This window comes from Alloalcanivorax venustensis, from assembly GCF_047495515.1.
Taxonomy (GTDB): domain Bacteria; phylum Pseudomonadota; class Gammaproteobacteria; order Pseudomonadales; family Alcanivoracaceae; genus Alloalcanivorax; species Alloalcanivorax venustensis.
Genome location: NZ_CP179934.1, coordinates 1,432,968 through 1,458,674, shown reverse-complemented (window position 1 = coordinate 1,458,674; position 25,707 = coordinate 1,432,968). Strand labels below are relative to the sequence as shown.

Annotated in this window: 22 protein-coding genes; 4 read left to right on the top strand and 18 right to left on the bottom strand. The window is 63.2% G+C overall.

The window, feature by feature from the left end; translation table 11 throughout:
- Positions 1-42 precede the first annotated feature (42 nt).
- The 3 genes from ACMG4O_RS06990 to ACMG4O_RS06980 form a co-directional block, all read right to left on the bottom strand.
- A complete protein-coding gene (locus tag ACMG4O_RS06990; protein WP_414434726.1) occupies positions 43-885 on the bottom strand; it encodes a TIR domain-containing protein in 843 nt (280 codons plus the stop codon).
- Between the two features lie 187 nt (positions 886-1,072).
- On the bottom strand, positions 1,073-1,411 hold the full coding sequence (locus ACMG4O_RS06985; RefSeq protein WP_414434725.1) for a hypothetical protein: 339 nt from the start codon (positions 1,409-1,411) through the stop codon (positions 1,073-1,075).
- Positions 1,412-1,755: 344 nt separating this feature from the next.
- A complete protein-coding gene (locus ACMG4O_RS06980; RefSeq protein WP_414434724.1) occupies positions 1,756-2,160 on the bottom strand; it encodes a very short patch repair endonuclease in 405 nt (134 codons plus the stop codon).
- A gap of 83 nt (positions 2,161-2,243) precedes the next feature.
- On the opposite strand from ACMG4O_RS06980, the gene ACMG4O_RS06975 reads away from it, so the two are divergent.
- Together ACMG4O_RS06975 and ACMG4O_RS06970 are read left to right on the top strand one after the other, a co-directional pair.
- Positions 2,244-2,480 carry a helix-turn-helix domain-containing protein gene (locus ACMG4O_RS06975; RefSeq protein ID WP_414434723.1) on the top strand — a complete coding sequence of 79 codons (237 nt, stop codon included), beginning with the start codon at positions 2,244-2,246 and terminating at the stop codon, positions 2,478-2,480.
- Positions 2,477-3,256: a hypothetical protein gene (locus ACMG4O_RS06970; protein WP_414434722.1), complete on the top strand. Its 780-nt coding sequence runs from the start codon at positions 2,477-2,479 to the stop codon at positions 3,254-3,256. Before ACMG4O_RS06975 ends, ACMG4O_RS06970 begins: the two co-directional genes overlap by 4 nt.
- 19 nt (positions 3,257-3,275) lie before the next feature.
- On the opposite strand, the gene ACMG4O_RS06965 is transcribed toward ACMG4O_RS06970, so the two are convergent.
- The 3 genes from ACMG4O_RS06965 to guaB form a co-directional block, all read right to left on the bottom strand.
- Complete coding sequence (locus ACMG4O_RS06965; protein ID WP_414434721.1) at positions 3,276-4,502, bottom strand: DNA cytosine methyltransferase; 1,227 nt, start codon at positions 4,500-4,502, stop codon at positions 3,276-3,278.
- A gap of 51 nt (positions 4,503-4,553) precedes the next feature.
- Positions 4,554-6,125 carry a glutamine-hydrolyzing GMP synthase gene (guaA, locus tag ACMG4O_RS06960; RefSeq protein ID WP_414434720.1) on the bottom strand — a complete coding sequence of 524 codons (1,572 nt, stop codon included), beginning with the start codon at positions 6,123-6,125 and terminating at the stop codon, positions 4,554-4,556.
- Positions 6,126-6,362: 237 nt separating this feature from the next.
- Positions 6,363-7,832 (bottom strand): IMP dehydrogenase, encoded by a 1,470-nt coding sequence (guaB, locus tag ACMG4O_RS06955; protein WP_414434719.1) that lies wholly within the window; start codon positions 7,830-7,832, stop codon positions 6,363-6,365.
- 291 nt (positions 7,833-8,123) lie between these two features.
- Here guaB and xseA point away from each other — a divergent pair, with 291 nt between their 5' ends.
- Entirely contained in the window at positions 8,124-9,467 is a 1,344-nt protein-coding gene (gene xseA, locus ACMG4O_RS06950) for an exodeoxyribonuclease VII large subunit (RefSeq protein ID WP_414434718.1), read from the top strand.
- A gap of 209 nt (positions 9,468-9,676) precedes the next feature.
- Here xseA and ACMG4O_RS06945 read toward each other — a convergent pair whose 3' ends face one another.
- The 12 genes from ACMG4O_RS06945 to ndk form a co-directional block, all read right to left on the bottom strand.
- Positions 9,677-11,554 carry an ATP-binding protein gene (locus ACMG4O_RS06945; protein ID WP_414434717.1) on the bottom strand — a complete coding sequence of 626 codons (1,878 nt, stop codon included), beginning with the start codon at positions 11,552-11,554 and terminating at the stop codon, positions 9,677-9,679.
- Positions 11,551-12,441, bottom strand: a complete 891-nt coding sequence (locus ACMG4O_RS06940; protein ID WP_414434716.1) for a hypothetical protein — start codon at positions 12,439-12,441, stop codon at positions 11,551-11,553. Before ACMG4O_RS06940 ends, ACMG4O_RS06945 begins: the two co-directional genes overlap by 4 nt.
- 78 nt (positions 12,442-12,519) lie before the next feature.
- On the bottom strand, positions 12,520-14,652 hold the full coding sequence (locus ACMG4O_RS06935; RefSeq protein WP_414434715.1) for a TonB-dependent receptor plug domain-containing protein: 2,133 nt from the start codon (positions 14,650-14,652) through the stop codon (positions 12,520-12,522).
- Positions 14,653-14,841: 189 nt separating this feature from the next.
- On the bottom strand, positions 14,842-16,251 hold the full coding sequence (der, locus tag ACMG4O_RS06930) for a ribosome biogenesis GTPase Der (RefSeq protein ID WP_370203890.1): 1,410 nt from the start codon (positions 16,249-16,251) through the stop codon (positions 14,842-14,844).
- A gap of 123 nt (positions 16,252-16,374) precedes the next feature.
- Entirely contained in the window at positions 16,375-17,523 is a 1,149-nt protein-coding gene (bamB, locus tag ACMG4O_RS06925) for an outer membrane protein assembly factor BamB (RefSeq protein WP_414434714.1), read from the bottom strand.
- 8 nt (positions 17,524-17,531) lie between these two features.
- Positions 17,532-18,167: a YfgM family protein gene (locus ACMG4O_RS06920; protein WP_370183982.1), complete on the bottom strand. Its 636-nt coding sequence runs from the start codon at positions 18,165-18,167 to the stop codon at positions 17,532-17,534.
- A gap of 12 nt (positions 18,168-18,179) precedes the next feature.
- Positions 18,180-19,460 (bottom strand): histidine--tRNA ligase, encoded by a 1,281-nt coding sequence (hisS, locus tag ACMG4O_RS06915; RefSeq protein WP_414434713.1) that lies wholly within the window; start codon positions 19,458-19,460, stop codon positions 18,180-18,182.
- A gap of 31 nt (positions 19,461-19,491) precedes the next feature.
- Positions 19,492-20,610 carry a flavodoxin-dependent (E)-4-hydroxy-3-methylbut-2-enyl-diphosphate synthase gene (gene ispG / locus ACMG4O_RS06910; protein WP_142948497.1) on the bottom strand — a complete coding sequence of 373 codons (1,119 nt, stop codon included), beginning with the start codon at positions 20,608-20,610 and terminating at the stop codon, positions 19,492-19,494.
- A 17-nt stretch (positions 20,611-20,627) separates the two neighbouring features.
- Entirely contained in the window at positions 20,628-21,569 is a 942-nt protein-coding gene (locus tag ACMG4O_RS06905) for a RodZ domain-containing protein (protein WP_335629686.1), read from the bottom strand.
- Entirely contained in the window at positions 21,566-22,342 is a 777-nt protein-coding gene (pilW, locus tag ACMG4O_RS06900) for a type IV pilus biogenesis/stability protein PilW (protein ID WP_142948495.1), read from the bottom strand. The genes ACMG4O_RS06905 and pilW overlap by 4 nt, the downstream gene beginning before the upstream one ends.
- 5 nt (positions 22,343-22,347) lie before the next feature.
- Complete coding sequence (rlmN, locus tag ACMG4O_RS06895; RefSeq protein ID WP_142948494.1) at positions 22,348-23,493, bottom strand: 23S rRNA (adenine(2503)-C(2))-methyltransferase RlmN; 1,146 nt, start codon at positions 23,491-23,493, stop codon at positions 22,348-22,350.
- A 20-nt stretch (positions 23,494-23,513) separates the two neighbouring features.
- Positions 23,514-23,945 carry a nucleoside-diphosphate kinase gene (gene ndk, locus ACMG4O_RS06890; protein WP_142948493.1) on the bottom strand — a complete coding sequence of 144 codons (432 nt, stop codon included), beginning with the start codon at positions 23,943-23,945 and terminating at the stop codon, positions 23,514-23,516.
- A gap of 179 nt (positions 23,946-24,124) precedes the next feature.
- Between ndk and sufB the strand changes: the two genes are divergently transcribed.
- Positions 24,125-25,567, top strand: coding sequence for a Fe-S cluster assembly protein SufB (sufB, locus tag ACMG4O_RS06885; RefSeq protein WP_335629685.1), 1,443 nt, complete (start codon positions 24,125-24,127; stop codon positions 25,565-25,567).
- The last annotated feature ends 140 nt before the right edge of the window (positions 25,568-25,707 follow it).

Below are 25,707 nucleotides of genomic sequence, written 5' to 3'. Positions count from 1 at the left end.
GCGGAAAAACGTTCCGGCTGCTGCCACTTGTTAGCGTATAGCTTAGAACGGAATATCTTCGTCGAACGCATCTGAAACCTTTGCATCCATTTTCTCGTTTGCTTTGTGAAGCAAATCTTCATTCTCCAACAGGTAATCTATCCCGTCAGCCGTTATTGAAAATGCGTAATACTCAGAGTCATTATACTCGTGGTCTATAGCAATACTCTTATCTAAGAACCCCACCCGCTCTAGTTTAATCGCCGCCAAGCTCAGTATTCCTTGCTCAACTCTCTTTAGATCATTGAACGCGCTCCATACAGATACACCATCTGGAGAACTTGCGTAGCTTTCAAGCACCTTCGCAAGTAAACGATGTTCAACGTCACCAAGTTTGTAATTGTATCCCGCTTTTCGGCGAGGCTTTGTCTGAACATTTAGATCCTGCGAAAGCAAGCCTAAATTTGCTACTTCCTTCTTAATCAGTACACATGGGTGATTTACAGCTGCCTCTAAGTTTCCGTCTGATCTCCCGCCATTGTAATCTGCGGGCGTAAGGCCCAATAGATCTGTCGGAAAATGTAGGTCAGTGTCTCGCGGCTTAACGATAAAGCATCGTTCTTTACCTAAAGTCCCTACAAACAGACCAAGCTCAAAAACTACGTTATCTCTGACAATGTGTTTTTGTTGGTCTCGGATTTCTACAATGTCATCTGGAGTAAAAATAAAAATGGCGAAATCCACTGACTCCGCCATTTTTACCAGAGAATCAATCGTATTTTGAGAGAGATTAAACCCATGCTTCCAGACGGTGACCTCAGCCTGATGATCAAGGTTGACGTTGAACGCATCAGCCACATCGAGGCTTTCTAACGCTGAGGCTATAAATATTCTCGGCTTTCTCATGTGACTTCCTTAAAAACTAGGCTCAGGCTGACCGCTAACAGGTATTAGGACGAGGCGCAAATATCCAATGAACGCGCCTGCATCATATCACTTTCCTTGAATTGCCCTAGTGCAAAAATAAAACCAGAAAAGTCAGCCACTTACAAACTCAAACGGGCAGGCCTCCTTCTGATACCGTGACCGGCTCTCATTCCAAAAGGCTACCGACGCTTGCCTGCCGGCTGCCTTTGAGGCGGCAACTCTGGGTGAAGCGTTCACAGAGGACGAGGGCGGTCCATTGGCGCAAGCGCATCGCACACCAGGAGTTGATGCGGGCGCCGACGGTCAGCATGCCGGACTGCATAGATATGCCTTTAGTCTTCATCCCAACGGTGGTGGTTGCCATCAAGAAGCCTTTGAGTTCGTCGTCACTTGCGGCGGACTCGCGGCCTTTCGCCAATCGCCTATGCGCAACATTAACTGCGCATAACATTGATAGCTGCGCATAGGCGTGCTTAAATTGCGCATAAACCCCAATGCGCAACATATGCGATCATGGCTAAGCCCATACCTGGAAAGGAGCTACAAGACATTGAGGCGGTGGTTTCCGCCCCCCCCCTCGAGACAAACCGAGCGCACCGGTCACGCGGCTTTTCAGCCTATTGAGGGAGACCATCGGCGAGGGCAACTGCCGCAGTTCTGCCGCGACGCCGGCCTGCCTACTGAGGCGAGCAAACCGACCAGGAGAATACCCGGTTTGGCGGTCTCAATCGGGAAGACGACTTTTCCGATCTGAATGTCACCCGGCTGGTGAGCGAGCAGGCGACTTACTTTAACGAAAGAGATCGCATAGAGCTGCTACTATTGAGTAGCCTCAAAGCTTACATCTTTTTATAACTTTTCTCGCAGAAACGCTTCTACAGAAGATATACCCTCCGCAACGCCACAACCCCATACGATGCTAACCGTCCACCCCGCCGCCTCTAGCTCCCCTATCACCCTATGGTCCCTTTTTTTATTAGACAAAATCTTTGCTTCCCAAAACTCCGTGTTGGTTGTCGGTAATTTACCGCTTTTGCAGTCATGTCCATGCCAAAAGCAACCATGAACAAAAACGACATGCTTGTACTTGGGCAGAACGATATCAGGCTTTCCTGGAAGGTCTCGACGGTTAACCCGAAAACGAAACCCATCTCGGTGAAGCATTCTTCTAGCCTGAAGCTCAATATTAGTGTTGGAACTCGCAACGCGAGACATACATCTACGTCTTTGATTGGCACTCAACACATCAACCATACAGTCTTCTGTCCTCGGGGATGGGTCCAAATTGATACTTATAGTATGTCGTCCTATAAGTATCAATTTATGATAATAGCAAAATGAAAACACAATTCCGAGTAGCCCTCGGGCAAACTATAAGAGCTCTTCGAAAGGAGCGCGGCTTGAGCCAAGAGGCCCTATCGGAGCTTACGGGGCTGCATCGCACCTACATAGGCGGCATAGAAAGAGGTGAACGCAACTTGGCAATAGACAACCTTGAGCGGATCGGAAAAGGGTTGTCTATAGAGATGTCAGCGATACTAAATAGGGCAGAAAATCTTTTAGGGTCTTCATGAACGAAGAAAAGCTATACGATATTTTAAAAGAAGCCTTTACCGGCCTTAATCGTGAACAAGCTCATTTAGTAAAGGAGATCGCACAATCTTTAGCACAAAATGTCTACTCGAAGATTAGCCCTCATTCGGACATTTGCTCTGAACGCTTCTGCAGTGAGTTCGAAACACGTTTGAAGCTCTACCACTCGCTCAACAACGATGCACTAAAGAAAAAGACGTTTGAATACACTTTTGCGTTATCATCTAGAAAAGACTTGAAAGTAGCCGACATCCAAGAGAATTCAGTTCATGCCGGCGCTGACGTCATTGTTAACGGTATCCCCTTTTCTTTAAAGACAGAAGCATCCAGATCCATATTGGCTAACAGAATCAAAATATCGAAGCTTATGGAGGCCCGCTGGATCAGAGAGTGCTCTTCAACCGTTGATATAGTCGAAGGTCTTCATAAGAGAGTTGTACCTCACTTAGAGAAGTATGAACGCATAATTGTTTTACGCGCTATAAAGTACCATGAAAATAGTTACCAATATCGGCTCTTAGAAGTCCCTAAAAAGGTACTCCTTTTGGTCGAAAAATTGTCATCTGACGACTTTACACCAATCACGAAAAACGGAAGCAGTCGAGCTGATGTATATGAGAACAACAAGAAGCTTTTTAGAATAAGGATTGACGGCAGCGTGGAAAAAGTAACGATTGAGCATCTACTTGAAGACTGCTGCGTTTTCCATGGAGAGTGGATTATCCCTTTAAAAGACCTAACTCAGTCCGAACTTTAAGCAAGCTAAATCCTTCTTGCTAGGAAATATCGGCTACGGATAGGTGGGTTTTCGGCAAAATAATCTCTTTAAGACTAGGCTTCCTACCGGTAAGTATCCACTTGGCGACGGCCGCAATCTGGAATGATACTAATGGTGGAACAGCATCGCCGACGTGTCTATACATATTAGATAAAGAGCTAGCCTCAAACCTGTAGTCATTTGGAAAGCCTTGCAGAATCCCAAGTTCCCTCACCGTGCACAGACGGTTCTGTTCCGGGTGTGCGTAACGCCCATTTCCTGTGTGAGAACATTCTCTTTTTATAGTCACAGCCGGCCGGTCCCATGCAAGACGCCCGTAAACGTCAGGATGAGGTCCCACACGGCCTTGTTCCACATACTTGAGCATAGAAGGAATTAAATAACCAAGCCCACCTGAAACCTCCAAAAGATCGAACCATGATCCTCCGTCTGGCGGAATCATGGATAGCCGCTCCAATCCCTTTTCAGAGAAATTTGGGGATATATGGCAAGGATCGCTGGGATCTATTGCTCCTGCAGCCAATCTCGGAAGGTGAGCAATCGCACGCCGAACTGTAATTGCGTCTTTAGCTATGGCGCGACCTGCCCAGAGGTTAGACATTGTCCTTAAAGTGAATTCGTTCCTACACGCAATGACGAGAGATCTAATCCGGGTCTGAGGAAGTCCAAAGTCACTCAACGTATGGACTTCTGCAGAAACGGAATACCCTAATTTCTCCAGCTTTTTTGTAAGAGACTCAAAGTGATGAGAAAACTTTCCGCGAAGCAATTCGCCGACGTTTTCCATAACAAATATCTTTGGTCTAAAATGAGCAACAAAGTCTGCGCTTCTTGAAACTAATGAGTTGCGAGCGTCATCCTCGACCAAGTTTTTTCTAACGGTACGAGAAAACCCTGTACACGGAGCGCAAGAGATCAAAACATCGACGTTGGCAACACCCGATGTATCGATTAGATAATTTTCAATCTCATAAGGAGACACCTCCGAAAGATCTGCTTCTAAAGGCTCAATACCAATATTGGCTTTATAGGTTTTATTACATTCCAAGCGACCTTTACCGCTACTCGGTTTACCGTTTTGGGCATCAGCCGCGCCAATTACTCGGAATTTGGGGGAAGCATGAAATCCATAACTCATTCCCCCCGCCCCCGAGAATAGGTCAAGAACTGTAAATTGCTCTTTCACTGTATAGACCTTTTCTTTAATGGTACTTATAAGTACCATTATTTTGAGCTAAAATCAAACCTAAAGTACCGATCTCTCAGAAGCTCTTACTTACTCCCACTCAATCGTAGCCGGCGGCTTCGACGAGATGTCATACGTCACCCGGCTGATCCCCGGAATCTCGTTAATGATCCGGCTGGAGACCTTCTCCAGGAAGTCATACGGCAAATGCGCCCAGCGGGCGGTCATGAAGTCGATGGTCTCCACGGCGCGCAGGGCCACCACGTATTCGTAGCGGCGGGCGTCGCCGACGACGCCGACGGATTTGACCGGCAGGAAGACGGCGAAGGCCTGGCTGGTTTTGTGGTAGAGGCCGGCGGCGTGCAGTTCCTGGATGAAGATGTGGTCCGCCAGGCGCAGGGTGTCGGCGTATTCTTTCTTTACTTCGCCGAGGATGCGCACGCCCAGGCCGGGGCCGGGGAAGGGGTGGCGGTAGACCATGTCGTAGGGCAGGCCGAGCTCGAGGCCGATTTTGCGGACTTCATCCTTGAACAGTTCACGCAGGGGCTCGACGAGCTTGAGTTTCATGTGCTCGGGGAGGCCGCCGACGTTGTGGTGGGATTTGATCACGTGGGCGCCGCCGGTTTTGGAGGCGGCGGATTCGATCACGTCCGGGTAGATGGTGCCTTGGGCGAGCCAGTGGGCGTTTTTGAGTTTGGCGGCTTCGGCGTCGAAGATGTCGATGAAGGTGTTACCGATGATTTTGCGCTTCTTCTCCGGGTCGGCTTCGCCGGCCAGGCGGGAGAGGAAGTGGTCTTCGGCGTCGACGCGGATGACGCGCACGCCCATGTGGTCGGCGAACATTTCCATCACCTGGTCGCCTTCGCCGTGGCGCAGCAGGCCGTTGTCGACGAACACGCAGGTGAGCTGGTCGCCGATGGCTTTGTGCAGCAGGGCGGCGACCACGGAGGAGTCGACGCCGCCGGAGAGGCCGAGGATGACTTCGTCGTCGCCCACTTGCTCTTTGATGGCGGCGACGGCGTCGTCGATGATCTTGGCCGGGGTCCAGAGGGCGTCGCAGTCGCACAGCTCGCGGATGAAGCGTTCAAGGATGCGCCCGCCTTGCAGGGTGTGGGTGACTTCCGGGTGGAACTGGATGCCGTAGAAGCGCTTTTCGTCGTTGGCCATGGCGGCGATGGGGCAGCTGTCGGTGGTGGCGGAAACGACGAAGCCTTCGGGGATGCTGCCGACGCGGTCGCCGTGGCTCATCCAAACGTCGAGGAATTCCTGGCCGCCCTCTTCGTGGTCGACGATGCCGTCGAGCAGGCGGTTGCCTTCACCCTTGGTGACGCGGGCGTAGCCGAATTCGTGCTTGTCGCTGCTGATCACGGAGCCGCCCAGTTGCTCGGCCATGGTTTGCATGCCGTAGCAGATGCCCAGCACCGGCACGCCCTGCTCGAACGCCGCCTGCGGGGCCCGCGGGGTCTCGGCGGCGGTGACGGATTCCGGGCCGCCGGAGAGGATGATGCCCTTGGGGTCGAACTCGGCGATGTCTTCGGCGGTGGCGTCGAAGGCGCGGATTTCGCAGTAGACGCCGATTTCGCGCACGCGGCGGGCGATCAGCTGGGTGTACTGGGAGCCGAAGTCGAGGATCAGGATGCGTTGGGCGTGGATGTCTTGCATGGCTTTGTCCGCTTCACACCAGGCGGCGCCCGGCGCTTAAAAGGTCATTGTTTAGTTGAGCCGCTTTTAGTGACTGTGATTGCACCTAGGAAGCGGCATTGCTGTCACATGCGATCTGCAAAATAGTTTGGCCGGCGTCAAGCCGGCCAAGATGATTCGCATATCTGCCGGGCGGCTTCGCCGCCCTTTCGCGGGCGAGGCCCGCTCCCACCAGGGAGCCGCCTCACCACCCAGGCCTTACCCGACGGGATAGTTCGGCGCTTCCTTGGTGATGGTCACGTCGTGCACATGGCTTTCTTTCATGCCGGCGTTGGTGACTTTCACGAAGTAGGGCTTGGTGCGCATTTCTTCGATGTTGGCGCAGCCGGTGTAGCCCATGGAGGCGCGCAGGCCGCCCATCAGTTGGTGGACGATGGCGCTCATCGGGCCTTTGTAGGGCACCCGGCCTTCGATGCCTTCGGGCACCAGTTTTTCGATGCCGGCGGCGGCGTCCTGGAAGTAGCGGTCGGACGAGCCGGTTTTGCCGGACATGGCGCCCAGCGAGCCCATGCCGCGGTAGGCTTTGTAGTAGCCGCCCTGGAACAGTTCCACTTCGCCGGGGGCTTCTTCGGTGCCGGCCAGCAGCGAGCCGATCATAATGGCGTGGGCGCCGGCGGCGACGGCCTTGGCGATGTCGCCGGAGAAGCGGATGCCACCGTCGGAGATCAGCGGCACGTCGGTGCCCTTGAGGGCGGCGGCCACTTCGGAGACGGCGGTGATCTGCGGCACGCCGATGCCGGCGACGATGCGGGTGGTGCAGATGGAGCCCGGGCCGATGCCCACTTTGACGCCGTCGGCGCCGGCTTCCATCAGCGCGATGGCGGCTTCGGCGGTGGCGATGTTGCCGCCGATCACGTCCACGTCCGGGAAGTGCTTCTTGATCCAGGCGACGCGGTTGAGCACGCCCTGGCTGTGGCCGTGGGCGGTGTCCACCACGATCACGTCCACGCCCGCTTCCACCAGCGCGGCGACGCGCTCTTCGGTGCCGCCGCCGGTGCCCACGGCCGCGCCGACGCGCAGGCGGCCCTGGCTGTCTTTACAGGCGTTGGGGTAGCGGGTGGCTTTTTCGATGTCCTTGACGGTGATCATGCCGCGCAGCTCGCCGGCGTCGTTGACCACCAGGATCTTTTCGATGCGGTGCTTGTGCAGCAGGGTCTGCACTTCGTCGGCGCTGGCGCCCTCTTGCACCGTTACCAGGCGGTCGCGGCCGGTCATGATGTCGGCCACGGACTGGTCGTAGTCGGTAATGAAGCGGGTGTCACGGCTGGTGACGATGCCCACCACCTGCTGGCCTTCCACCACCGGCACGCCGGAGATGTTGTGGGCGTCGGTGAGGTTGATCAGCTCGCGCACGGTGGCGTTGGGGCTGATGGTGATCGGGTCCTTGACCACGCCGGACTCGTATTTCTTGACGGCGCGCACCTGGCGGGCCTGATCGTCCACCGGCATGCTTTTGTGCAGGATGCCTATGCCGCCTTCCTGGGCCATGGTGATCGCCAGACGGTGTTCGGTGACGGTGTCCATGGCGGAGGACAGCAGCGGGACGTTCAGCTCGATGTTGCGCGTCAGGCGCGTCTTCAGCGATACCTCATTGGGCAGCACATCGGAGTGGGCGGGCAGGAGCAGAACGTCGTCGAACGTCAGTGCTTCTTGGGCGATTCTGAGCATGTTGCACCCCTTGGCACACAGAGAAACTGAGGGGAGTCTGGACCCCGGGGCGCCGGGCTGTCGCCGGCCGGGAAGCCGGGTCGGGCAGGTAGGAGCCGGCGCAAGGGCGAACCAGGGGCTCCGTTAAATTAAGCCGAACATTATAGAACAATACCGCCCTCAGCAGCAATCGGGTCACCGGCTAAAACCTCCCTGTGGGAGCGGGCCCCGCCCGCGAAAGGCCGGCAAAGCCGGCCGGCAGGATTCCAGAGGCGCTTGCTGCTGGCGCCCTGGCGCCGTAAATTGCGCGGCATGACTTCTTCGCGCACCGAACCGTATTCCGTCAGCCGCCTGAACCTGGAGGCCCAGGGCCTGCTGGAGGGCAGCTTCCCGCTGATCTGGCTGCAGGGCGAGATCTCCAACCTGGCGCGGCCGCGCTCCGGGCATATCTATTTCAGCCTCAAGGACGACCGCGCCCAGGTTAACGCGGCCATGTTTCGGAACCGTAACAGCCTGCTGCGCTTCCAGCCCCGCGACGGCCAGCAGATTCTGGTGCGCGCCCGGGTGACAGTGTTCGTGCCGCGGGGCGGTTTCCAGATCATCGTCGAGCACATGGAGGAAGCGGGTGAAGGCGCGTTGCGCGCCCAGTTCGAGGCGCTCAAGGCGAAGCTGGAATCCGAGGGGCTGTTCGCCCAGGAACGTAAGCGCCCACTACCGGCGTGGCCCAGGCGCATCGGGGTGATCACCAGCCCCAGCGGCGCGGCGATCCGCGATGTGCTGCAGGTGCTCAAGCGCCGGGCGCCGTCGATTCCGGTGCTGATCTACCCCACCCCGGTGCAGGGCGCCGAAGCGCCGGCGCAGATCCGCCGGGCGCTGGCCCTGGCGATCCAGCGCAACGAGTGCGACGTGCTGGTGCTGGGGCGCGGCGGCGGCAGCCTGGAAGATTTGTGGGCGTTCAACGACGAGGCGCTGGTGCGCGCGGTGGCGGACAGTCCGATTCCGGTGGTCAGCGCGGTGGGCCACGAGGTGGACGTGTCGCTGTGCGATTTCGCCGCCGACGTGCGCGCGCCCACGCCCTCGGCGGCGGCGGAGCTGATCAGCCCGGACGGCGACGCCCTGCTCGCCCGCCTGGGGGTGCTGGGCCGCCGCCAGCGGCATTTGATGGTCCAGAACCTGCGCGGCCAGCGCCAGCGGCTGGAGGGCCTGGCCCGGCGGCTGCACGCCCGCCACCCCAACCGGCAGCTGGAGCAGACCCGCCAGCAGGTGGACGAGCTGCAGGCGCGCATGGCGCGCACCCTCAAACACAACCTGGCGCTGCTGCGCGGGCGCTGGCAGCCACTGGACGTGCGTTTGCGCCAGCAGTCGCCGGCGTCGCAGGTGGCGCGTCAGGCGCAGCGGTTGCACGAGCTGCAGCGGCGGCTGCCGGTGCCGTTGCGGCATCAGCAGCGGCATCTGGCGCAGCGCCTGGACGGCGCGGCCCGGCGGCTGCACACCGCCAGCCCGTTGGCGACCCTGGATCGGGGCTATTCGTTGACGCTGGTTGAGGGGCAGCCGCTGCGGTCGGTGGACGCGCTGAAAGAGGGGCAGACCGTGGAAACCCGGCTCGCCAAGGGGTCGTTTGAGGCGACTGTGACTCGGGTTAAGCCAGAGGAATAAAAACCGGCCTTTGGGGAGCGATCCTTGTGCGAGCGGGCCCTGCCCGCGAAAGGCCGGCAAAGCCGGCCGGCAGGATTCCAGAGACCGTTCTAACGGCAGCACCAACAGCGTCTCTGGCATCCCGCCGGGTGGCTAAAAGCCACCCTTTCGCGGGCGAGGCCCGCTCCCACAGCCCGCCCCCATAAGGCCCTCCCCAGCCCCGGCTTGGTTTACAAATAGCGGCTGAGGAGGCGGGCGAGGCGGCGGCGGCGGAAGGGTTTGGCGAGGTGGGCGTCCATGCCGGCGGCGAGGCAGCGTTGGCGTTCTTCAAACATGGCGTTGGCGGTAAGCGCGATGATCGGCACCGGGTCGCGGCCGGCTTCCCGCTCGCGGCGGCGCAGGGCGCGGGTGGCTTCCAGGCCGTCCATCACCGGCATCTGCACGTCCATCAGCAGGCAGTCGAAGTGCTGCTCGGCGCACATCGCCAGGGCGGTGGCGCCGTCGCCGGCGGTGGCCACTTCCAGCCCCAGGTGCTCGAGCATGCGGCAGGCCACCAGCCGGTTGACGTCGTTGTCCTCCACCAGCAGCACCCGGCCGCTCAGTTGGGTGACCTCCTTTTTCGGCTCCGCCACCGCCGGCTGCTCCACGGCGCGGCTGCGTACGCGCAGCGCCAGGGAGAAGCAGCTGCCCTGCTCCGGGTCGCTGGTGACGGTCAGGTCGCCGCCGAGAATCTGCGCCAGGCGCCGGGCGATCACCAGCCCCAGGCCGGTGCCGCCGAAGCGCCGGGCGCTGGACGAATCCAGCTGCGAGAACGCCTGGAACAGCCGGTCGAGCTTGTGCTCGGCGATGCCGATGCCGGTGTCGCGCACGTCGATGGTGAGGTTGAGCATGTGGCGCTCGTCGTGGCGCACGTCCACCCGCACGCGGATGCCGCCGGCCTCGGTGAATTTCACCGCGTTGGAGATCAGGTTGCTGAGGATCTGGCGCAGCCGGGTGGCGTCGGAGCGGATCTCCAGGCCGGCCAGCGCCTCCGCGCCCTCCATTTCCAGGTACAGGCCCTTTTCCCGGGCCAGGTAGCGGAAGGTGCCCACGCAGTTCTGCAGCAGCGGTTCCGGGGCGAAGTAGCTCTGGTCGATCTCCATGCGCCCGGCTTCGATGCGCGAAAAGTCGAGAATGTCGTTGATCACCGCCAGCAGGTGGCCGGTGGATTCCAGGGCGGCGTCGGTGTATTCGCGCTGCTCGTCGTCCTGGTGGGTGGTTTCCAGCAGCTGCAGCATGCCGAGCACGCCGTTCATGGGGGTGCGCAGCTCGTGGCTCATCATCGCCAGGAAGTCGCTCTTGGCCTGGCTGGCGTGTTCGGCGCGGTGGTGCGCCTCGCGCAGTTCGGTCATGGCGACCTGCTGATCGCGGCGGGCCTGATCCAGGCTGGCGGCCAGTTCGTTGATGTCGATCTGCAGGTGGCCCAGCTCGCCGCTGAGCGGGCGCACCCCGCGCACGTGGTAGTCGCCGCCGCGGATCACCCGCACCAGCCCGGACAGGTAGCTGATCGGGTCGGCGATCTGCCGCGCCAGGTAACCGGCGCTGAACAGCCCCACCACCATGGCCAGCAACGCCGGCAGCAGGCTGGTGCCGATGATCTCCTTCTGGCGGGCGAGGATGCGCCCCCGGGACACGCCCAGCACCACCTCGCCGATGCGGTCCGGCCGCGCCGAGCGGCCTTCGCCGAAGGCCGGGTCCAGGGCCACCGGCTGGCGGTAGATGCCGGCGTGGAATTCCAGCACGTCCTCGCCCACCACCCGGTCGGCCTCCAGGCCGGCGCGCAGCAGCGGCTCGCCGTCCTGGTCGCGGAACTGCACGTACTGCACATCCGGCCGCGCCAGCACCATGTTGGCCTGGCGGCGCAGGTCGGACAGATTACCGCTGAGCACGCCGTATTCGGCGCTGCCGGCCAGTTGCTGGGCGAGGAAGCCGCCCAGCTGGCGCACTTCGTTGTCGGCGTCCTGAAAACGCTGCCAGGTGAGCGATACCAACACCAGGATCAGCATGATCAGCGCCGGGATCACCCCCAGCCATTGCAGTTGCCGGCGAATGCCGCCGCGACGTGTCATGGCGTAGCCTCCAAAATCCGTTCCAGGGGCGCCCGATCCACCGGGCCCAGGTCGTAGGCGCCGGCCACGTGCTCGTTCACGGCCAGGGAATAATGACCGGCGAAGCCCGGCGCGGGCCAGTGGCCGAGCCGCTGGTGGACATCCACGGCGTCCCGCGCGGCGGCGGCCAGATCCGTGAGCCGCACGCGGGCGCTGGCGACGCTGCCGGCGCGCACGTAGGCGCCGTCCGGCCCCACCACCGGCACCCGCTGGCGGTAGCTGGTGAGCAGCACCAGCCGGGCGGCGCCGCCGTCGAACAGGGCGCCGTCCTCGGGCAGCAGCAGCGCATCCCATTCCGGCAGGTGGCGGCGCAGCAACACGCCGAGCTGGTCCGGCTCGGGGACCGTGACCGCCTCCAGGCTCAGGCCCGGCGGCGCCGGCGGCAGGGTGCGCCAGACGCTGTGCGGGGCGCGCAGGATGCCGATGCGGCGCGCCTCCGGCAGCAGCGCGCGCAACAAGGCCAGCTGGGTGTCCAGCGGCACGCCCTGCCAGATGGCGCTGCAGCGGCAGTGGTCGGTGATCAATTGGTCGGCGGCCCGGCGTGGCACCGCCAGGCCCAGCACGGGCGGCCCGTCGGCGGCCAGGGCGTCGCGGAACGCCTGCTCGCCCAGGGCCAGCACCAGATCGGCGTCCTCTTCCACCAGACTCAGGGTATCGCCGGCCAGGGCGCGCAGGGCGCCGGCGAAGGCGGCGGCGGCTTCCGGGGAAGGCGCGCGCACCGCCAGTCGCACGGGGGCGCCCTGCTCGCCGCGGTCCGTCGCGTAGGCGCCGAACGCAGGGGCGCCCGCGGCGGCGGTTCCGGCCACCAGGCTCAACAGCAGTAAACCTATCCCCCAGGCGTGACGCATCCTAGCCGCCGCGCCTCCGGGCGCCGTCTGTGTTGCTGTTATCGTGCCGCATGGGCTGCGATCCCCCGCTTCTGATCCCTAGAAAGTGACCGTGGCGCCGATCCAATAGCGCTGGTCGTCCTGGTACTGGTTTTCGACAAAAACCACCGGTTCTTTATTGAGCGGGTGTTGGACCACGAAACGCCATTCCACTTCTGTCTGATGCAGACGGTGCCGGAAACCGAGCTGCGCATCCAGCCGCTCGAAGGGGTAGTCGTTGTAATCGCGGGCCAGGTAGTAGGCGGTGGACCAGGACCAGCCGCCACCGAGGCGCCAGTGCCACAGGGCGCTGGCGCTGTCGCGGGCGGCGAAGCGCTGCTCGGTGCCGTTGTCGGTGTCGGTGTGTACGTGGGCGCCGGTGACGCGCAGCAGGTGCTGGCCGTTGGGCCGCCAGCTCAGCTGCGCCTCGGTGCCGCGGTGCTTCACCTCGCCGTCGTTGGCCGGGTCGAAATCGAACGGGTTGAGGGCGCCGCTGACCAGATCCCAGAGCTCTTCGCGGAAGTAGCGGATGTCCAGCTCGAAGCCGCCCAGGGCACCGGCGAAGAAGCGCCCGTAGTAGCCCAGCTCGCGGGAGCGGATGCGCTCCGGCTTGAGCATGCCGGGGCTCTGCTGGGTGACGAAGAAGGAGGCCGGGTTCCAGCCCAGCAGCGCTTGCTCGTTGCCGGCGAAGGGCGCGTTCAGGTCGGTGATCGGCAGGTTGATGCGCGCCTGGTCTTCGTAGATGTCCGGGGTGCGCAGCGCGCGGGCGTAGGAGGCGCGCAGGGTGTGGCCGCGCACCACCTGCCAGTTGATGCCGGCGCGCGGGCTGAAGTGCTCGCCATTGATGTCGTCGTACTCCCAGAAGCCGCCCAGGCTGATGGTCACCGGCGCCACCGGCTTCACCGCCAGGTTGGCGAACAGGCGCCGGCTGACGTTCTCGCCGGTGCCGGACAGAAACGCCTGGGATTCGCCCCGGTCGTGGCGCAGGTTGGCGCCGGCCACCAGCCGCGCCCAGTCGGTGACCTGCAGGGTGTCCTGGATTTCCAGGTCGTAGCGGGTTTCCTGGGTGTCCAGCCAGGCGCGCCCGCAGAACGCCTGGGCGCCGCTGGCCTGCAGGGTGGCGTAGCGGTTCTGGATGCCCGGGTCGGCGCCGGCGGCGGCCAGGGTCTGGCCGATGTCGCTGTTGTTGGCCAGGTACAGGTCGCGCAACTCCTGGGAGAAAAACAGCCCGCCGCCGGGCCCCTGGGCGCCGGTGAGCGGGTCGCGGAAGCACAGGTCCAGGTTGTTGTCTTCGTTGGTGTACTGGCCGTAGGCGCTCACCTTGAGCTGGTGGCGCGGGGAAAACTGGCGCTGCCAGTCGAGGCCGAAGAAGGCGCGCTCGCCCACCTGGTGGGTGTCGTCGTAGTAGTCGGCCAGTTCCTGAAGGCCGGATTCCGGCGGCCGGTCCAGCCGCGAGCGGCTGCCGCCGGCGTGCACGGTGAGGGTGTCGCGGGGGGACAGCTCGAACACGGTGCGGCTGTTGAGCTTGTCGACGCGCTTGGCGTCGCCGTTTTCCAGCGGTGTGATGCCGGCGTCGTAGCCGTCGTCGCGCTGGCTGCTGACGCTGACGCGGAAGGCGCCGTTTTCGAACTGGTGGCTGGCGCCCAGGCGCGCGTCGCGGATGCCGTTGTTGCCGGCACGCACGCTGACCCGCTGGCCGACACTGTCGCGGGGGTCGCGGGTGATGATGTTGATCACCCCGGTGAAAGCGTTGGCGCCGTAGGCGGCGGAGGCCGGGCCACGGGTGACTTCGATGCGTTCCACGTCTTCCAGGCTGACCGCCAGATCGTTCCAGCTGACCCGGGCGAAGCCGGGCTGGTAAACGCTGCGCCCGTCGATCAGCACCAGCATGCGGCGGGTGTCGCGGGCCTGGGTGCCGTGGTAGGAAACGGTGGGCACGTTGCCGTCGGCCTTGGCCACCGCCATGCCCGGCACCAGACGCAACACCTCGTGCAGCTCCCGGGCGCCGCTGGCGCGGATCAGTTCCCGGTCGATGACGGTGACGCTGGCGGGCACTTCGGAAATGGGCTGATCCAGGCGCGCCGGGGTGAGTACCCTCGGCACCTCGCTATCGGAGTCGAATGGCGCGTCCGCCCGGGCGGACAGCGCCAGCCATGGCAGAAACGCCAGTAGTAAGGTCTTGTGCCCCCGCACTTCCATCCCCCAAATGATGTCGTTCTTGTGGGAGCGGGCCTTGCCCGCGAAAGGGTGGCGCCGGCCACCCGGCAGGATCCCAGAGGCCTGATTCAGTGAGATTAAATCAGGTCTCTGGGATCCTGCCGGCAAGCTTTGCTTGCCTTTCGCGGGCTGGGCCCGCTCCTACAAACCCCGCGACCCCGCGGTTTATTTCTTAACGTGCTTCATCATGCGGCGTTTGCGTTTGATTTGCCGTTCGGTGAGCTGGGTCTTGCGGCCCTCGTAGGGGTTGTCGCCGGACTTCAGCTCCAGCCGGATCGGCGAGCCTTCAATCTTTAGCAGCTCCCGGAAGCGGTTCTCCAGGTAGCGCTGGTAGCTGTTCGGTAACGACTCGGTACGGTTGCCGTGGATCACCACCGTGGGCGGGTTGGAGCCGCCCAGATGCGCGTAGCGCAGCTTGGCCCGGAAGCGCCCGGCGCGCGGCGGCGGGTGCGAGTGGGTGATGTCCTGCAGCATGCGGGTGAGCGCGTTGCTGCCCAGCTTGATGAAGGCGGAATCCCAGGCGCGCTCGATAAAGCCGAACAGGTCGCCGACGCCGGTGCCGTGCAGCGCGGAAATAAAGTGCACCTTCACCCAGGGGGCGAAATGCAAGCGCCGTTCCAGCTCGCGCTTGACCCACTGGCGGTGGTCGGCCTCCAGGCCGTCCCATTTGTTCACCGCGATCACCAGGGCGCGGCCGGTTTCCAGCACATAGCCGAGCAGGTGCAGGTCCTGGTCGGTGATGCCGTCGCGGGCATCGATCACCACCATCACCACCTGGGCGGCGTCCACCGCCTGCAGCGCCTTGATCACGGAGAATTTTTCGATGGTCTCGTGGACCTTGCCGCGGCGGCGGATGCCGGCGGTGTCGATCAGCACGTAGTTGCGCTCGCCGTCGCCGTTGCGGTCCTGGCGCACGAACGGCACCTCGATGGTGTCGCGGGTGGTACCGGCCTGGTCGAACACCACCACCCGCTCCTCGCCGAGGATGCGGTTGATCAGGGTGGATTTGCCCACATTGGGGCGCCCCAGCACCGCCACGCGCACGGTGTCCGGATCGGCGGGCTCGCCGTCGTCCTCGTCCGCTTCGGGAAACTCTTTGAGCACCTCGGTGATCATGCCGCGCACGCCACGCCCGTGGGCGGCGGCGATCGGGAACAGCTCGGTGAGGCCCAGGCCGTAGAAGTCCGCGAGGGCGGTGTCCGGGTCCAGGCCGTCGGTTTTGTTGACCGCCAGGTAGACCGGCTTGGGCAGCTTGCGCAGCTCCGAGGCCACCTGCTCGTCGGCGGCGGTGAGGCCGGCGCGGCCGTCCACCAGGAACAGCACCACGTCCGCTTCGCCCACCGCCTGCAGGGCCTGGTCGGTCATCGGCCGGTCGATGCCCTCTTCGCTTTCGCCGATGCCGCCGGTGTCGACCACCGTGTAGGGGCGGTCGCCCAGGCGGCCGTCGCCGTACTGGCGGTCCCGGGTGAGGCCGGGGAAGTCCGCCACGATGGCGTCACGGGTGCGGGTAAGGCGGTTGAACAGCGTGGATTTGCCCACATTGGGGCGGCCCACCAGGGCGATCACGGGTTTCATTGGGGCTCGGTCGGAGTGGCTGTGGTGATTTAGGGGGCAGGATACAGGCGTGCGGGGTTTCTAGCTACAAATGGCAAGCTACAAGCCCGGCGATGCGCGGGGCTTGTAGCTCGGGGCTTGCGCCTAGTCGTCCGCCTCGATGCGGTAGGCGGCGAGCTTGCCGTCGGCGCTGAGCGCGTAGAGCACGTCGTCGACCACCACCGGCGTGGACGAGAAGCCGTCGCGGTCGTGGCGGTAGCGGGCCACCAGCTTGCCGGTGTCGGCGTCCATCCAGTGCAGGTAGCCTTCGAAGTCGCCAACCACCACCAGGCCGTCCTGGACGGCGGTACCGGTGAGGCGGCGGCCGTAGAGCTTGTCCTGCTGCCACAGGAAGCTGCCGCTGCGCTGCTCGGCGGCGCGCACCAGGCCTTCGTCGTCGGCCACGAACAGGGTGCCCAGGTAGGAGCTGATGGTCTGGTGGCTGGACAGGTCCTTGCTCCAGTAGGGGCGGCCGTTCTCCCAGTCGAGCACCGACAGCTGGCCCTGGAAGGTGGCGGTGAAGACGCCGCCGTTTTCCACCAGCATGTTGGCGTTCACGTCCACCAGGCGGTCCAGCTCGGAGCGGCCGGAGGGCTCCGCCACGCGGCGCTCCCACAGCGGGGCGCCGGTGTCCGCTTCGATGGCGGCCACCTTGCCGCTGGCGAAGCCGGCGTAGACCCGGCCGTTGACGATCACCGGCTGGGCGCCGCCGAGCAGGGTCAGGTTGGGCACCGTGGTTTCGTAGTCCCAGATTTGCTCGCCGCTGCTGCCGTCCAGGCCCAGCACGTGGCCGTCGATGGTCTGAGCCACCACCAGGCTGCCGTTGCTGGTGGGCGCGGCCAGCACTTCACTGCTCACTTCGGTGCGCCACAGCGGCTCGCCGTCGTCGCCGTCCAGGGCCACCACGTCGCCTTCGCGGGTGCCGTAGAGCACCTGGCCGTAGCCGGCGTAGAGGCCGCCGGAGATGCGGTCCTCGGTTTTGCTGCGCCACTGGCGTTTGCCGTTTTCCCGGTCGAAGGCGTAGACGCGGCCCTGGATGTCGGCGGCGAACACCTGCTGGTTGGTCACCGCCGGGGTCAGCGTCATGGCGGTTTCGTCGACGCCGTCACCGGCGCCGGAGCGCCACAGGCGGTCGACGTCGTAGCGGGACTCGAACTCCGGCAGTGGGTTGGGTTCGATGGCGTTGGGGTTGCTGCTGCAACCGGCCAGCGCCACCAGACCGAGCAAAAACGGGGCCGTGAAGGCTTTCAACATAGGGTTCACTATAGGGACTTCATGTCGTCGAGTTTCATTTGCACGCGGTCCTTGGCGGCGCCGTTATCCAGTGCCTCCAGCGCGCCGGTGTAGGCGTCGCGGGCCGCGTCCCATTTTTCCCGGGCGCCGGCGATGTCCCCTTTCAACTCCAGCGCCTGGGCTTCCCAGGCTTCCGGGAAGGTGCGCGAAATCTGCTGTTCCGCGGCGTCCAGATCCCCCTGTTCGATCTGCACCCGCGCCAGGCGTACCCGGGCGGTATATTCCAGTTCTTTGCTGGCGGCGTCTTCGGCCACCGCTTTGAGCTGCTCGGCGGCGCCGTTGAGGTTGCCCTCGTCGGCGGCCAGCTTGGCCAGCGCCAGGCGGGCGTAATCCGCGTAGGCGGTGGACTCGAAGTCTTCCAGCAGGGTGTCGGCGGCGCTGCGCACCTGCTCGGCGTCACCGCCCTGGCCCAGGCCGGCGACCAGGGATTCGTACACCTTGGACGCTTCTGCGGCCTGACCGCTGCTGTGCTCCTGCCACTGGCGCCAGCCGATCATGGAACCGATCGCCAGCACGATCACCACAATCGTGGCGGTGCCGTTCTTCTGCCACCATTCCTTGAGGCGTTCCGCCTGTTCTTCTTCGTCCCGGATGTAATCTGCCACCCCAATGTCTCCTTATTCGCTTTTTGGCGCGAGGCGCGCGGCCAGCCATTGGGCGACCTCGTCCTCGGACAGTTGCTGTTGTTCGCTTTGATCACGCAGCGGTTTCACCGCCACCTGTTTGGCGGCCACTTCGTCTTCCCCCAGGATCAGGGCGAAGCGGGCGCCGCTGCGGTCGGCTTTCTTCATCTGGCTTTTGAAGCCGCCGCCGCCGCAATGGCACTGAATGCCAACACCGGGCAGGGCGTCGCGCAGTTTCTCGGCCAGCACCAGCGCCTGGGTCTGCACGTCGCCCATGGCGGTAATATAGATCGCCACCGGCGCCGGCAGTTCCGGACGCTTTTGCTCGAGTAGCAACACCAGCCGCTCCAGACCCATGCCGAAGCCCACCGCCGGGGTCGGCTTGCCGCCCAGTTGCTGCACCAGGCCGTCGTAGCGGCCGCCGGCGCAGACCGTGCCCTGGGCGCCGAGCGCGGTGGTGGTCCACTCAAACACGGTTCGGCCGTAGTAATCCAGCCCGCGCACCAGGTTGGGGTTGATCACATAGGGCACGCCGGCGGCATCGAGCAGCGCGCGCAGCCCGTCGAAGTGGGCGCGCGCCTCGTCGCCCAGATGGTCGGCCAGGCGCGGCGCGTTTTCCAGCACCTCGCGGGTGCCCGGGTCCTTGCTGTCGAGCACGCGCAGCGGGTTGCGCTCCAGGCGGTTTTGCGAATCCTCGTCGAGCCGCTCGCGGTGCTCGCGCAGGAACGCCACCAGCGCCTCGCGGTAGCGGGCCCGGTCGTCGTTGTCGCCGAGGGTATTGAGCTCCAGGGTGACCTGGTCGCTCAGGCCCAGCTCTTTCCACAGCCGGGCGGTGAGCAGGATCACTTCCGCGTCGATGTCCGGGGTGGCGATGCCGAAGGTTTCCACGCCGATCTGGTGGAACTGGCGGCTGCGGCCGGCCTGGGGGCGCTCGTAGCGGAACATCGGGCCGGTGTACCAGAGCCGCTGGGTCTGGTTATAGAGCAGCCCGTGCTGCTCGGCGGCGCGCACGCAGCCGGCGGTGCCTTCCGGGCGCAGCGTCAGGCTGTCGTCGTTGCGGTCGGCGAAGGTGTACATCTCTTTTTCGACGATGTCGGTCACTTCGCCGATGCCGCGCGCGAACAATTCAGTGCGCTCGACGATGGGAAGACGAATCTCCTGGTAGCCGTAGGCCGCCAGCACCGCCCGGGCGCGCTGCTCCAGCCACTGCCACAGGGGCGTCTGCTCGGGCAGAACGTCGTTCATGCCACGAATCGACGTGATCTTGTTGCTCACCGGTTCTCCTTATTTAACGTCTTGCGGGGCGTTATTCGCTTCGCAGGATCACGCCTTTCTCTTCGTCCTCGCGCTGGCGGGCCACCTTGGCGCGCACCATGCGCTCCAGCTCGTCGACCAGGTTCTCGGACTTGATGTGGTGGCTCTTTTGGCCGTCCGCGTAGGACAGGTTATTGGGCGTGCCGCCGGTGAGGCCGACATCGACTTCGCGGGCTTCGCCGGGGCCGTTGACCAGGCAGCCGATCACCGCCAGGTCCACGGATTCGTTGATGTCTTCCAGGCGCGCTTCCAGCTCGTTGACGGTCTTGATCACGTCGAAGTTCTGCCGTGAACAGCTCGGGCAGGCGATGATGTTCACGCCCTTCTTGCGCAGGTTCAGGCTTTTCAGAATGTCGAAGCCGACGCGAATCTCTTCCACCGGATCGGCGGCCAGGGAGACGCGAATGGTGTCGCCGATGCCTTCCATCAGCAGCCCGCCCAGGGCCACCGAGGACTTCACCGTGCCGGAGCGGAAGGTGCCGGCCTCGGTGACGCCCAGGTGCAGCGGCTGCTCGATCTGGCTGGCCAGCTTGCGGTAGGCCTGCAGGGTCATGAAGACGTTGGAGGCTTTGACGCTGACCTTGAAGTCCTGGAAGTCGTAGCGGTCGAGGATCTCGGCGTGGCGCAGGGCGGATTCCACCAGCGCGTCGCTGGTCGGTTCGCCGTACTTGCGCTGCAGCTCTTTTTCCAGCGAGCCGGCGTTGACGCCGATGCGGATCGGCACGCCGTGGTCGCGGGCGGATTCGATCACCGCGCGCACCCGGTCCTCGCGGCCGATGTTGCCCGGGTTGATGCGCAGGCAGTCGGCGCCTTCGTCGGCCACTTTCAGGGCAATCTTGTAGTCGTAGTGGATGTCCGCCACCAGCGGCAGGCTCACCTGCTTGCGGATTTTGCCGAAGGCCTCGGCGGCATCCATGGTGGGCACCGAAACGCGCACGATGTCCGCGCCCACGCCTTCCAGAGCCCGGATCTGGGCGACGGTGGCGTCCACATCGCAGGTGTCGGTGTTGGTCATGCTCTGCACGGAGATCGGCGCATCGCCGCCCACCGGCACGGAGCCGACGTGAATCTGACGGGATTTACGGCGCTTGATGGTGACTTCCGGTTCCATGCTAACTCCTGAAACGACTAGGGCAGCGTGACGCGGACCACGTCACCGGAGCGTTGGCTGGGCAGGCTGACCGCGGAGCCGTTGATGCGTACCGCGCTCACTGCCGCCGCGTCGCCCAGGGTAACGCGGAACGGCGCCTCGCCGTCCAGATTGACGCTGCCGCCGGCGTTTTGCTGGCCCTGGGTGAGCGTGGCGCCGGTGGCGTCCACCACTTTGATCCAGCAAACGCGGGAAAATTCCAGGGCCAGGCTGTCGATGCCGTCTTCGCCGGGGGCGGCGGCCAGCTCGGTCTGCGAGGCCTGGCTTTGCGGTGTCTGTTCCGCCAGCTCCGGGCGGGACGCGGGTTCACCGCCGGAGGAGCCGTCGTTGGACTGTTCGGAGGGCGGCTCGCCGCCCTGGTCGCTGTCGCCGTCGCTTTCCGGCAGCGGCTGCAGGCTGTCGTCCACCGGGTCGGTGGGTTCGATGGTTTCCGGCATGGCCGGCTCCGGGGCCTGCGGCGGCGCCGGGCTGTCGAAGGTTTCCTCGCCGCCACGGCCGCCGTCGTCCACGGACGGTTCCGGCGCGCTCATGTCGCCGCGGGGCCACAGCCACCAGCCCACGGCCACCAGCAGCACCGCCACCAGCACCGCCAGGGCCGGCAGGCGCCATTCGCGGTTGCTGGGGGCTTCGTCCAGGGCGGCCTGCTCGCGCTCGCGCTCATCCTGGCGCATTTCGTCCACGCGCTGCTGGAATTGCCGAGCCAGCTCTTCCGCCGGCAGGCCCAGAAACCGGGCGTAGTTACGCAGATAGCCCTTGATGAAAGGGGCTTCGGGCAGGCGCTCGTAATCGTCTTGTTCCAGGGCCCGCATGTAGGAAGTGGACAGCCGCAGATGCTTGCAGGCTTCCTCCTGGCTGAGACCCTTCTCTTCCCGGGCCCGGCGCAGTCTCTCGCCGGGTAATACGGTCTCGTTGGCGCTCATTGACGTCCCTCCTGCGCGCTCCGCCATTCCTGCCAGAGCTTGTGCTCCCGGGTACCGGGATAGAGATTCTGCAAGGCCAGCTCATAGCTGGACTGCTGATCCTGTAAGCCGAGGGCGGCGGCCAGTTGAATGCCGGTCCACAGCCCTTCGGCGCTCTGCCGGCCGATGCGGCGCTCGTACTGTTTGTAGTAATCCCAGCCCATCTGATGGCGGCCTTCCTCATGATAGAGCTTGGCCAGTTGCAGGGTGGCGTGGGTGGAGCGGCCGTTGAGGCGCAGGGCACGGATGAACGCGTCCTTGGCGTCGCCGGGCCGGTCCAGCGCCGCGTAGCTTTGCCCCATGTTGCTGAAGGCGCTGGCGCGGCCTTCATAGTTGGGGTCGTTGGCGGCGCGCTTGAATTTCTCCAGGGCCTCTTCGTAGCGCCGCTGGGTGTACAGCAAGGTGCCGTAATTGTTCAGTGCCGGGGCGTAGTTGCGGTCGGCGGACAGCGCCTTGCGGTAGTGGTATTCCTCTTTCTCCGCGTCGCGCTCGTAGTTGTACAGCAGCGCCATGGCGTTGTGGGCGGCGGCGCTGTCGTCGTCGATGGAGAGCGCGCGGGAGAAATGGCGGCGGGCTTCGGACGGGTCGCCCATCTGCAGATACTGCAAACCGGCGGCGACCCGGGTGCGCACCGCTTCCTTGGGGTCGGCGGCGGGCCCGCCGCCGGTGGTCGTGGTGGTGCAGCCGGCCACCGCGACGGTGGCCACCAGAATCAGAACGAGCTGTCGAAGCATTGGGTTCATTGCACGGATGCTGTTTTGCTGTCGGGCTGTTCCGAGCGATGGAAAATGGATTCCTTCCATCGTTCGCTGCGACGGGTACGGTCTTTCACTTCGCCCACCAACTGGCCGCAGGCGGCGTCGATATCGTCGCCGCGGGTGGTGCGCACGGTGGTCATGACGCCATTGTCATTCAGGAATTTGTGGAATGCCAGAATGTCGCTTTTGCGCGAGCGTTCATAGCCCGCGTGGGGAAACGGGTTGAAGGGAATCAGGTTCACCTTCACCGGAATGCCGCGCAGCAGCTTGACCAGCTGGCGGGCGTGCTCCGGTTTGTCGTTCACATCGCGCAGCATCACGTATTCCATGGTGATGGTGTTGTGGCGATGGGTGATGTTGTCGCTGTAACGCTTGCACGCCGCCATCAGCTCCTTGAGCGGATATTTGCGGTTGAGCGGCACCAGTTCGTTGCGCAGCTCGTCGTTGGGGGCGTGCAGACTCACCGCCAGGGACACGTCCAGGTCGGCGCTGAGTTGATCAATCTTGGGAATCACCCCGGAGGTGGACAGCGTGATGCGGCGCTTGCTGATGCCGTAGCCCAGGTCGTCACGCATCAGGCGCATGGCGGCCAGCACCGGCTTATAGTTCAGCAGCGGCTCGCCCATGCCCATCATCACCACATTGGTGATCGGGTGCTCGCCCAGGTTCTTGCGCGGGCCGAACGAACGGCTCGCCTGCCACACCTGGCCGATGATTTCCGAGCTGGTGAGGTCGCGCTGGAAGCCTTGCTTGCCGGTGGAGCAGAAACTGCAGTCCACGGCGCAACCCACCTGGGAAGAGACACACAGGGTGCCGCGGCGACCGTCGGGAATAAAGACGGTCTCCACGGCGCCGCCGTTGTCGGCCTCGAACACCCATTTACGGGTGCCGTCCCGGGAGATGCCCTCGTGGAGCACCTCCGGGCCGCGAATTTCCGCCACACGGACGAGTTTTTCACGCAGGGCCTTGCCCACGTCGGTCATCTGCTCGAACGAATCCACCTGGTGGTGGTGGATCCACTTCATCACCTGCTGGGCGCGGAATTTCTTCTCGCCCATGTCCAGGAAGAAGGCTTCCATCTCGGGGTAGGTGAGACCGAGCAGATTTACCTTGTCGGGGGCACTCATTGCTTCGCTCCTTGCAGCCCTTAGCGGGTGCGCGGGCAGACTTCCTCGTCGGCGAAGAAGTAGTCCACTTCACGGGCGGCGGATTCGGTGGAATCAGAACCATGGACAGCGTTTTCGTCGATGGTTTCCGCGAAATCGGCACGGATGGTGCCGGCTTCGGCGTCTTTCGGGTTGGTGGCACCCATCAGATCACGGTTTTTCTTGACCGCGTCCTCGCCTTCCAGCACCTGTACTACCACGGGGCCGCTGGTCATGAAACCGACCAGGTCGCCGAAGAAGGGACGCTCTTTGTGCTCGGCGTAGAAGCCTTCGGCCTGCTCTTTGCTCAGGTGCAGCATCTTCATGGCCACCACGTTCAGGCCGGCCTTTTCGAAACGGCCAACGATCTCGCCGATCGCGTTCTTGCCCACGGCATCAGGCTTGATAATAGAGAGGGTACGCTCAACAGCCATCTGTCTGATCACTCCAGTTGGGGGTTCCTGAAACCGGCGGATTATACGCACGAAGGGCGAAATATGATACCGTTGCCGGCCCTATCGGGGCCATGGGCCGCGCTTTCACACCCCGGATTCCCCCTCGCCGTCATATACCGTATAATACCTGAGTAATTTACTCTGGTATTCCGCTAATTATGAGCACGCAAGCCGAACTCGACAAAGTGATCAGCTCCGAGTACGAGGCGGGTTTCACCACCCTGGTGGAGTCCGACACCTTGCCTCCGGGCCTGAACGAGGACGTGATCCGCGTCATTTCCGCCAAGAAGGGCGAACCGGAATGGCTGTTGGAGTGGCGTCTGGACGCCTACCGCAACTGGCTGGAGATGGCCGAGCCCAACTGGGCCCACGTCACCTACCCGCCGGTGGACCTGAATTCCATCTCCTATTACTCCGCGCCCAAGAGCATGGAGGACCGGCCGCAGAGCCTGGACGAGGTGGACCCGGAACTGCTGGACACCTACAAGAAGCTGGGTATCCCGCTGCACGAGCAGGAAATGCTCGCAGGCGTGGCCGTGGACGCGGTGTTCGACTCGGTCTCCGTGGGCACCACCTTCAAGGCCAAGCTGGCGGAGGCGGGCGTGATTTTCTGCTCGATCTCCGAGGCGGTCCACGAGCACCCGGAACTGATCAAGAAGTACCTGGGCTCCGTGGTGCCCAAGGGCGACAACTTCTTCGCTGGCCTCAACTCGGCGGTATTCACCGACGGCTCCTTTGTTTACATCCCCAAGGGCGTACGCTGCCCGATGGAGCTGTCCACCTATTTCCGCATCAACGAGGCCAACACCGGCCAGTTCGAGCGCACCCTGATCGTCGCCGACGAAGGCAGCTACGTGAGCTACCTGGAAGGCTGCACCGCGCCGCAGCGCGATGAAAACCAGCTGCACGCGGCGGTGGTGGAGCTGGTGGCCCTGCCCGGCGCCGAGATCAAGTATTCCACGGTGCAGAACTGGTACCCCGGCGACAAGGACGGCAAGGGCGGCATCTACAACTTCGTGACCAAGCGCGGCGTCGCCCACGACAACGCCAAGATCAGCTGGACCCAGGTGGAAACCGGCTCGGCGATCACCTGGAAGTACCCGTCCGTGGTGCTGCGCGGCGACAACTCCGTGGGTGAGTTCTACTCGGTGGCGCTGACCCGCCACGCCCAGCAGGCGGACACCGGCACCAAGATGATCCACCTGGGCAAGAACACCCGCAGCACCATCGTCTCCAAGGGCATTTCGGCGGGCAAAAGCTCCAACGCCTACCGGGGCCTGGTGCGTATGGGCCCGCGTGCGGAAAACGCCCGCAACTTCACCCAGTGCGATTCGCTGCTGCTGGGCGACAAATGCGGCGCGCACACCTTTCCGTACATCGAGTCCAAGCACCCCAGCGCCACCATCGAGCACGAGGCCACCACCTCCAAAGTGAGTGACGACCAGCTGTTCTTGTGCCGGCAGCGCGGCATCGACCCGGAAAAAGCAATTTCCATGATCGTGAACGGCTTCTGCAAGGAAGTGTTCAAGGAGCTGCCCATGGAGTTCGCGGTGGAAGCCGGGAAGTTGCTGGAAGTTAGCCTGGAAGGAGCGGTTGGGTAAATCGCGACCGAAGCACTGCTTCGCAGCGCGATTTACGACCGGCCAGGGAAGGCCGGGCCGGGCGGCCTCAAAGGCACCGGCGTCGCGCCAGGGATGGCGAGGAAAGCGTTTTATCGTGAGCCGCCCATCGGGCGCCACGG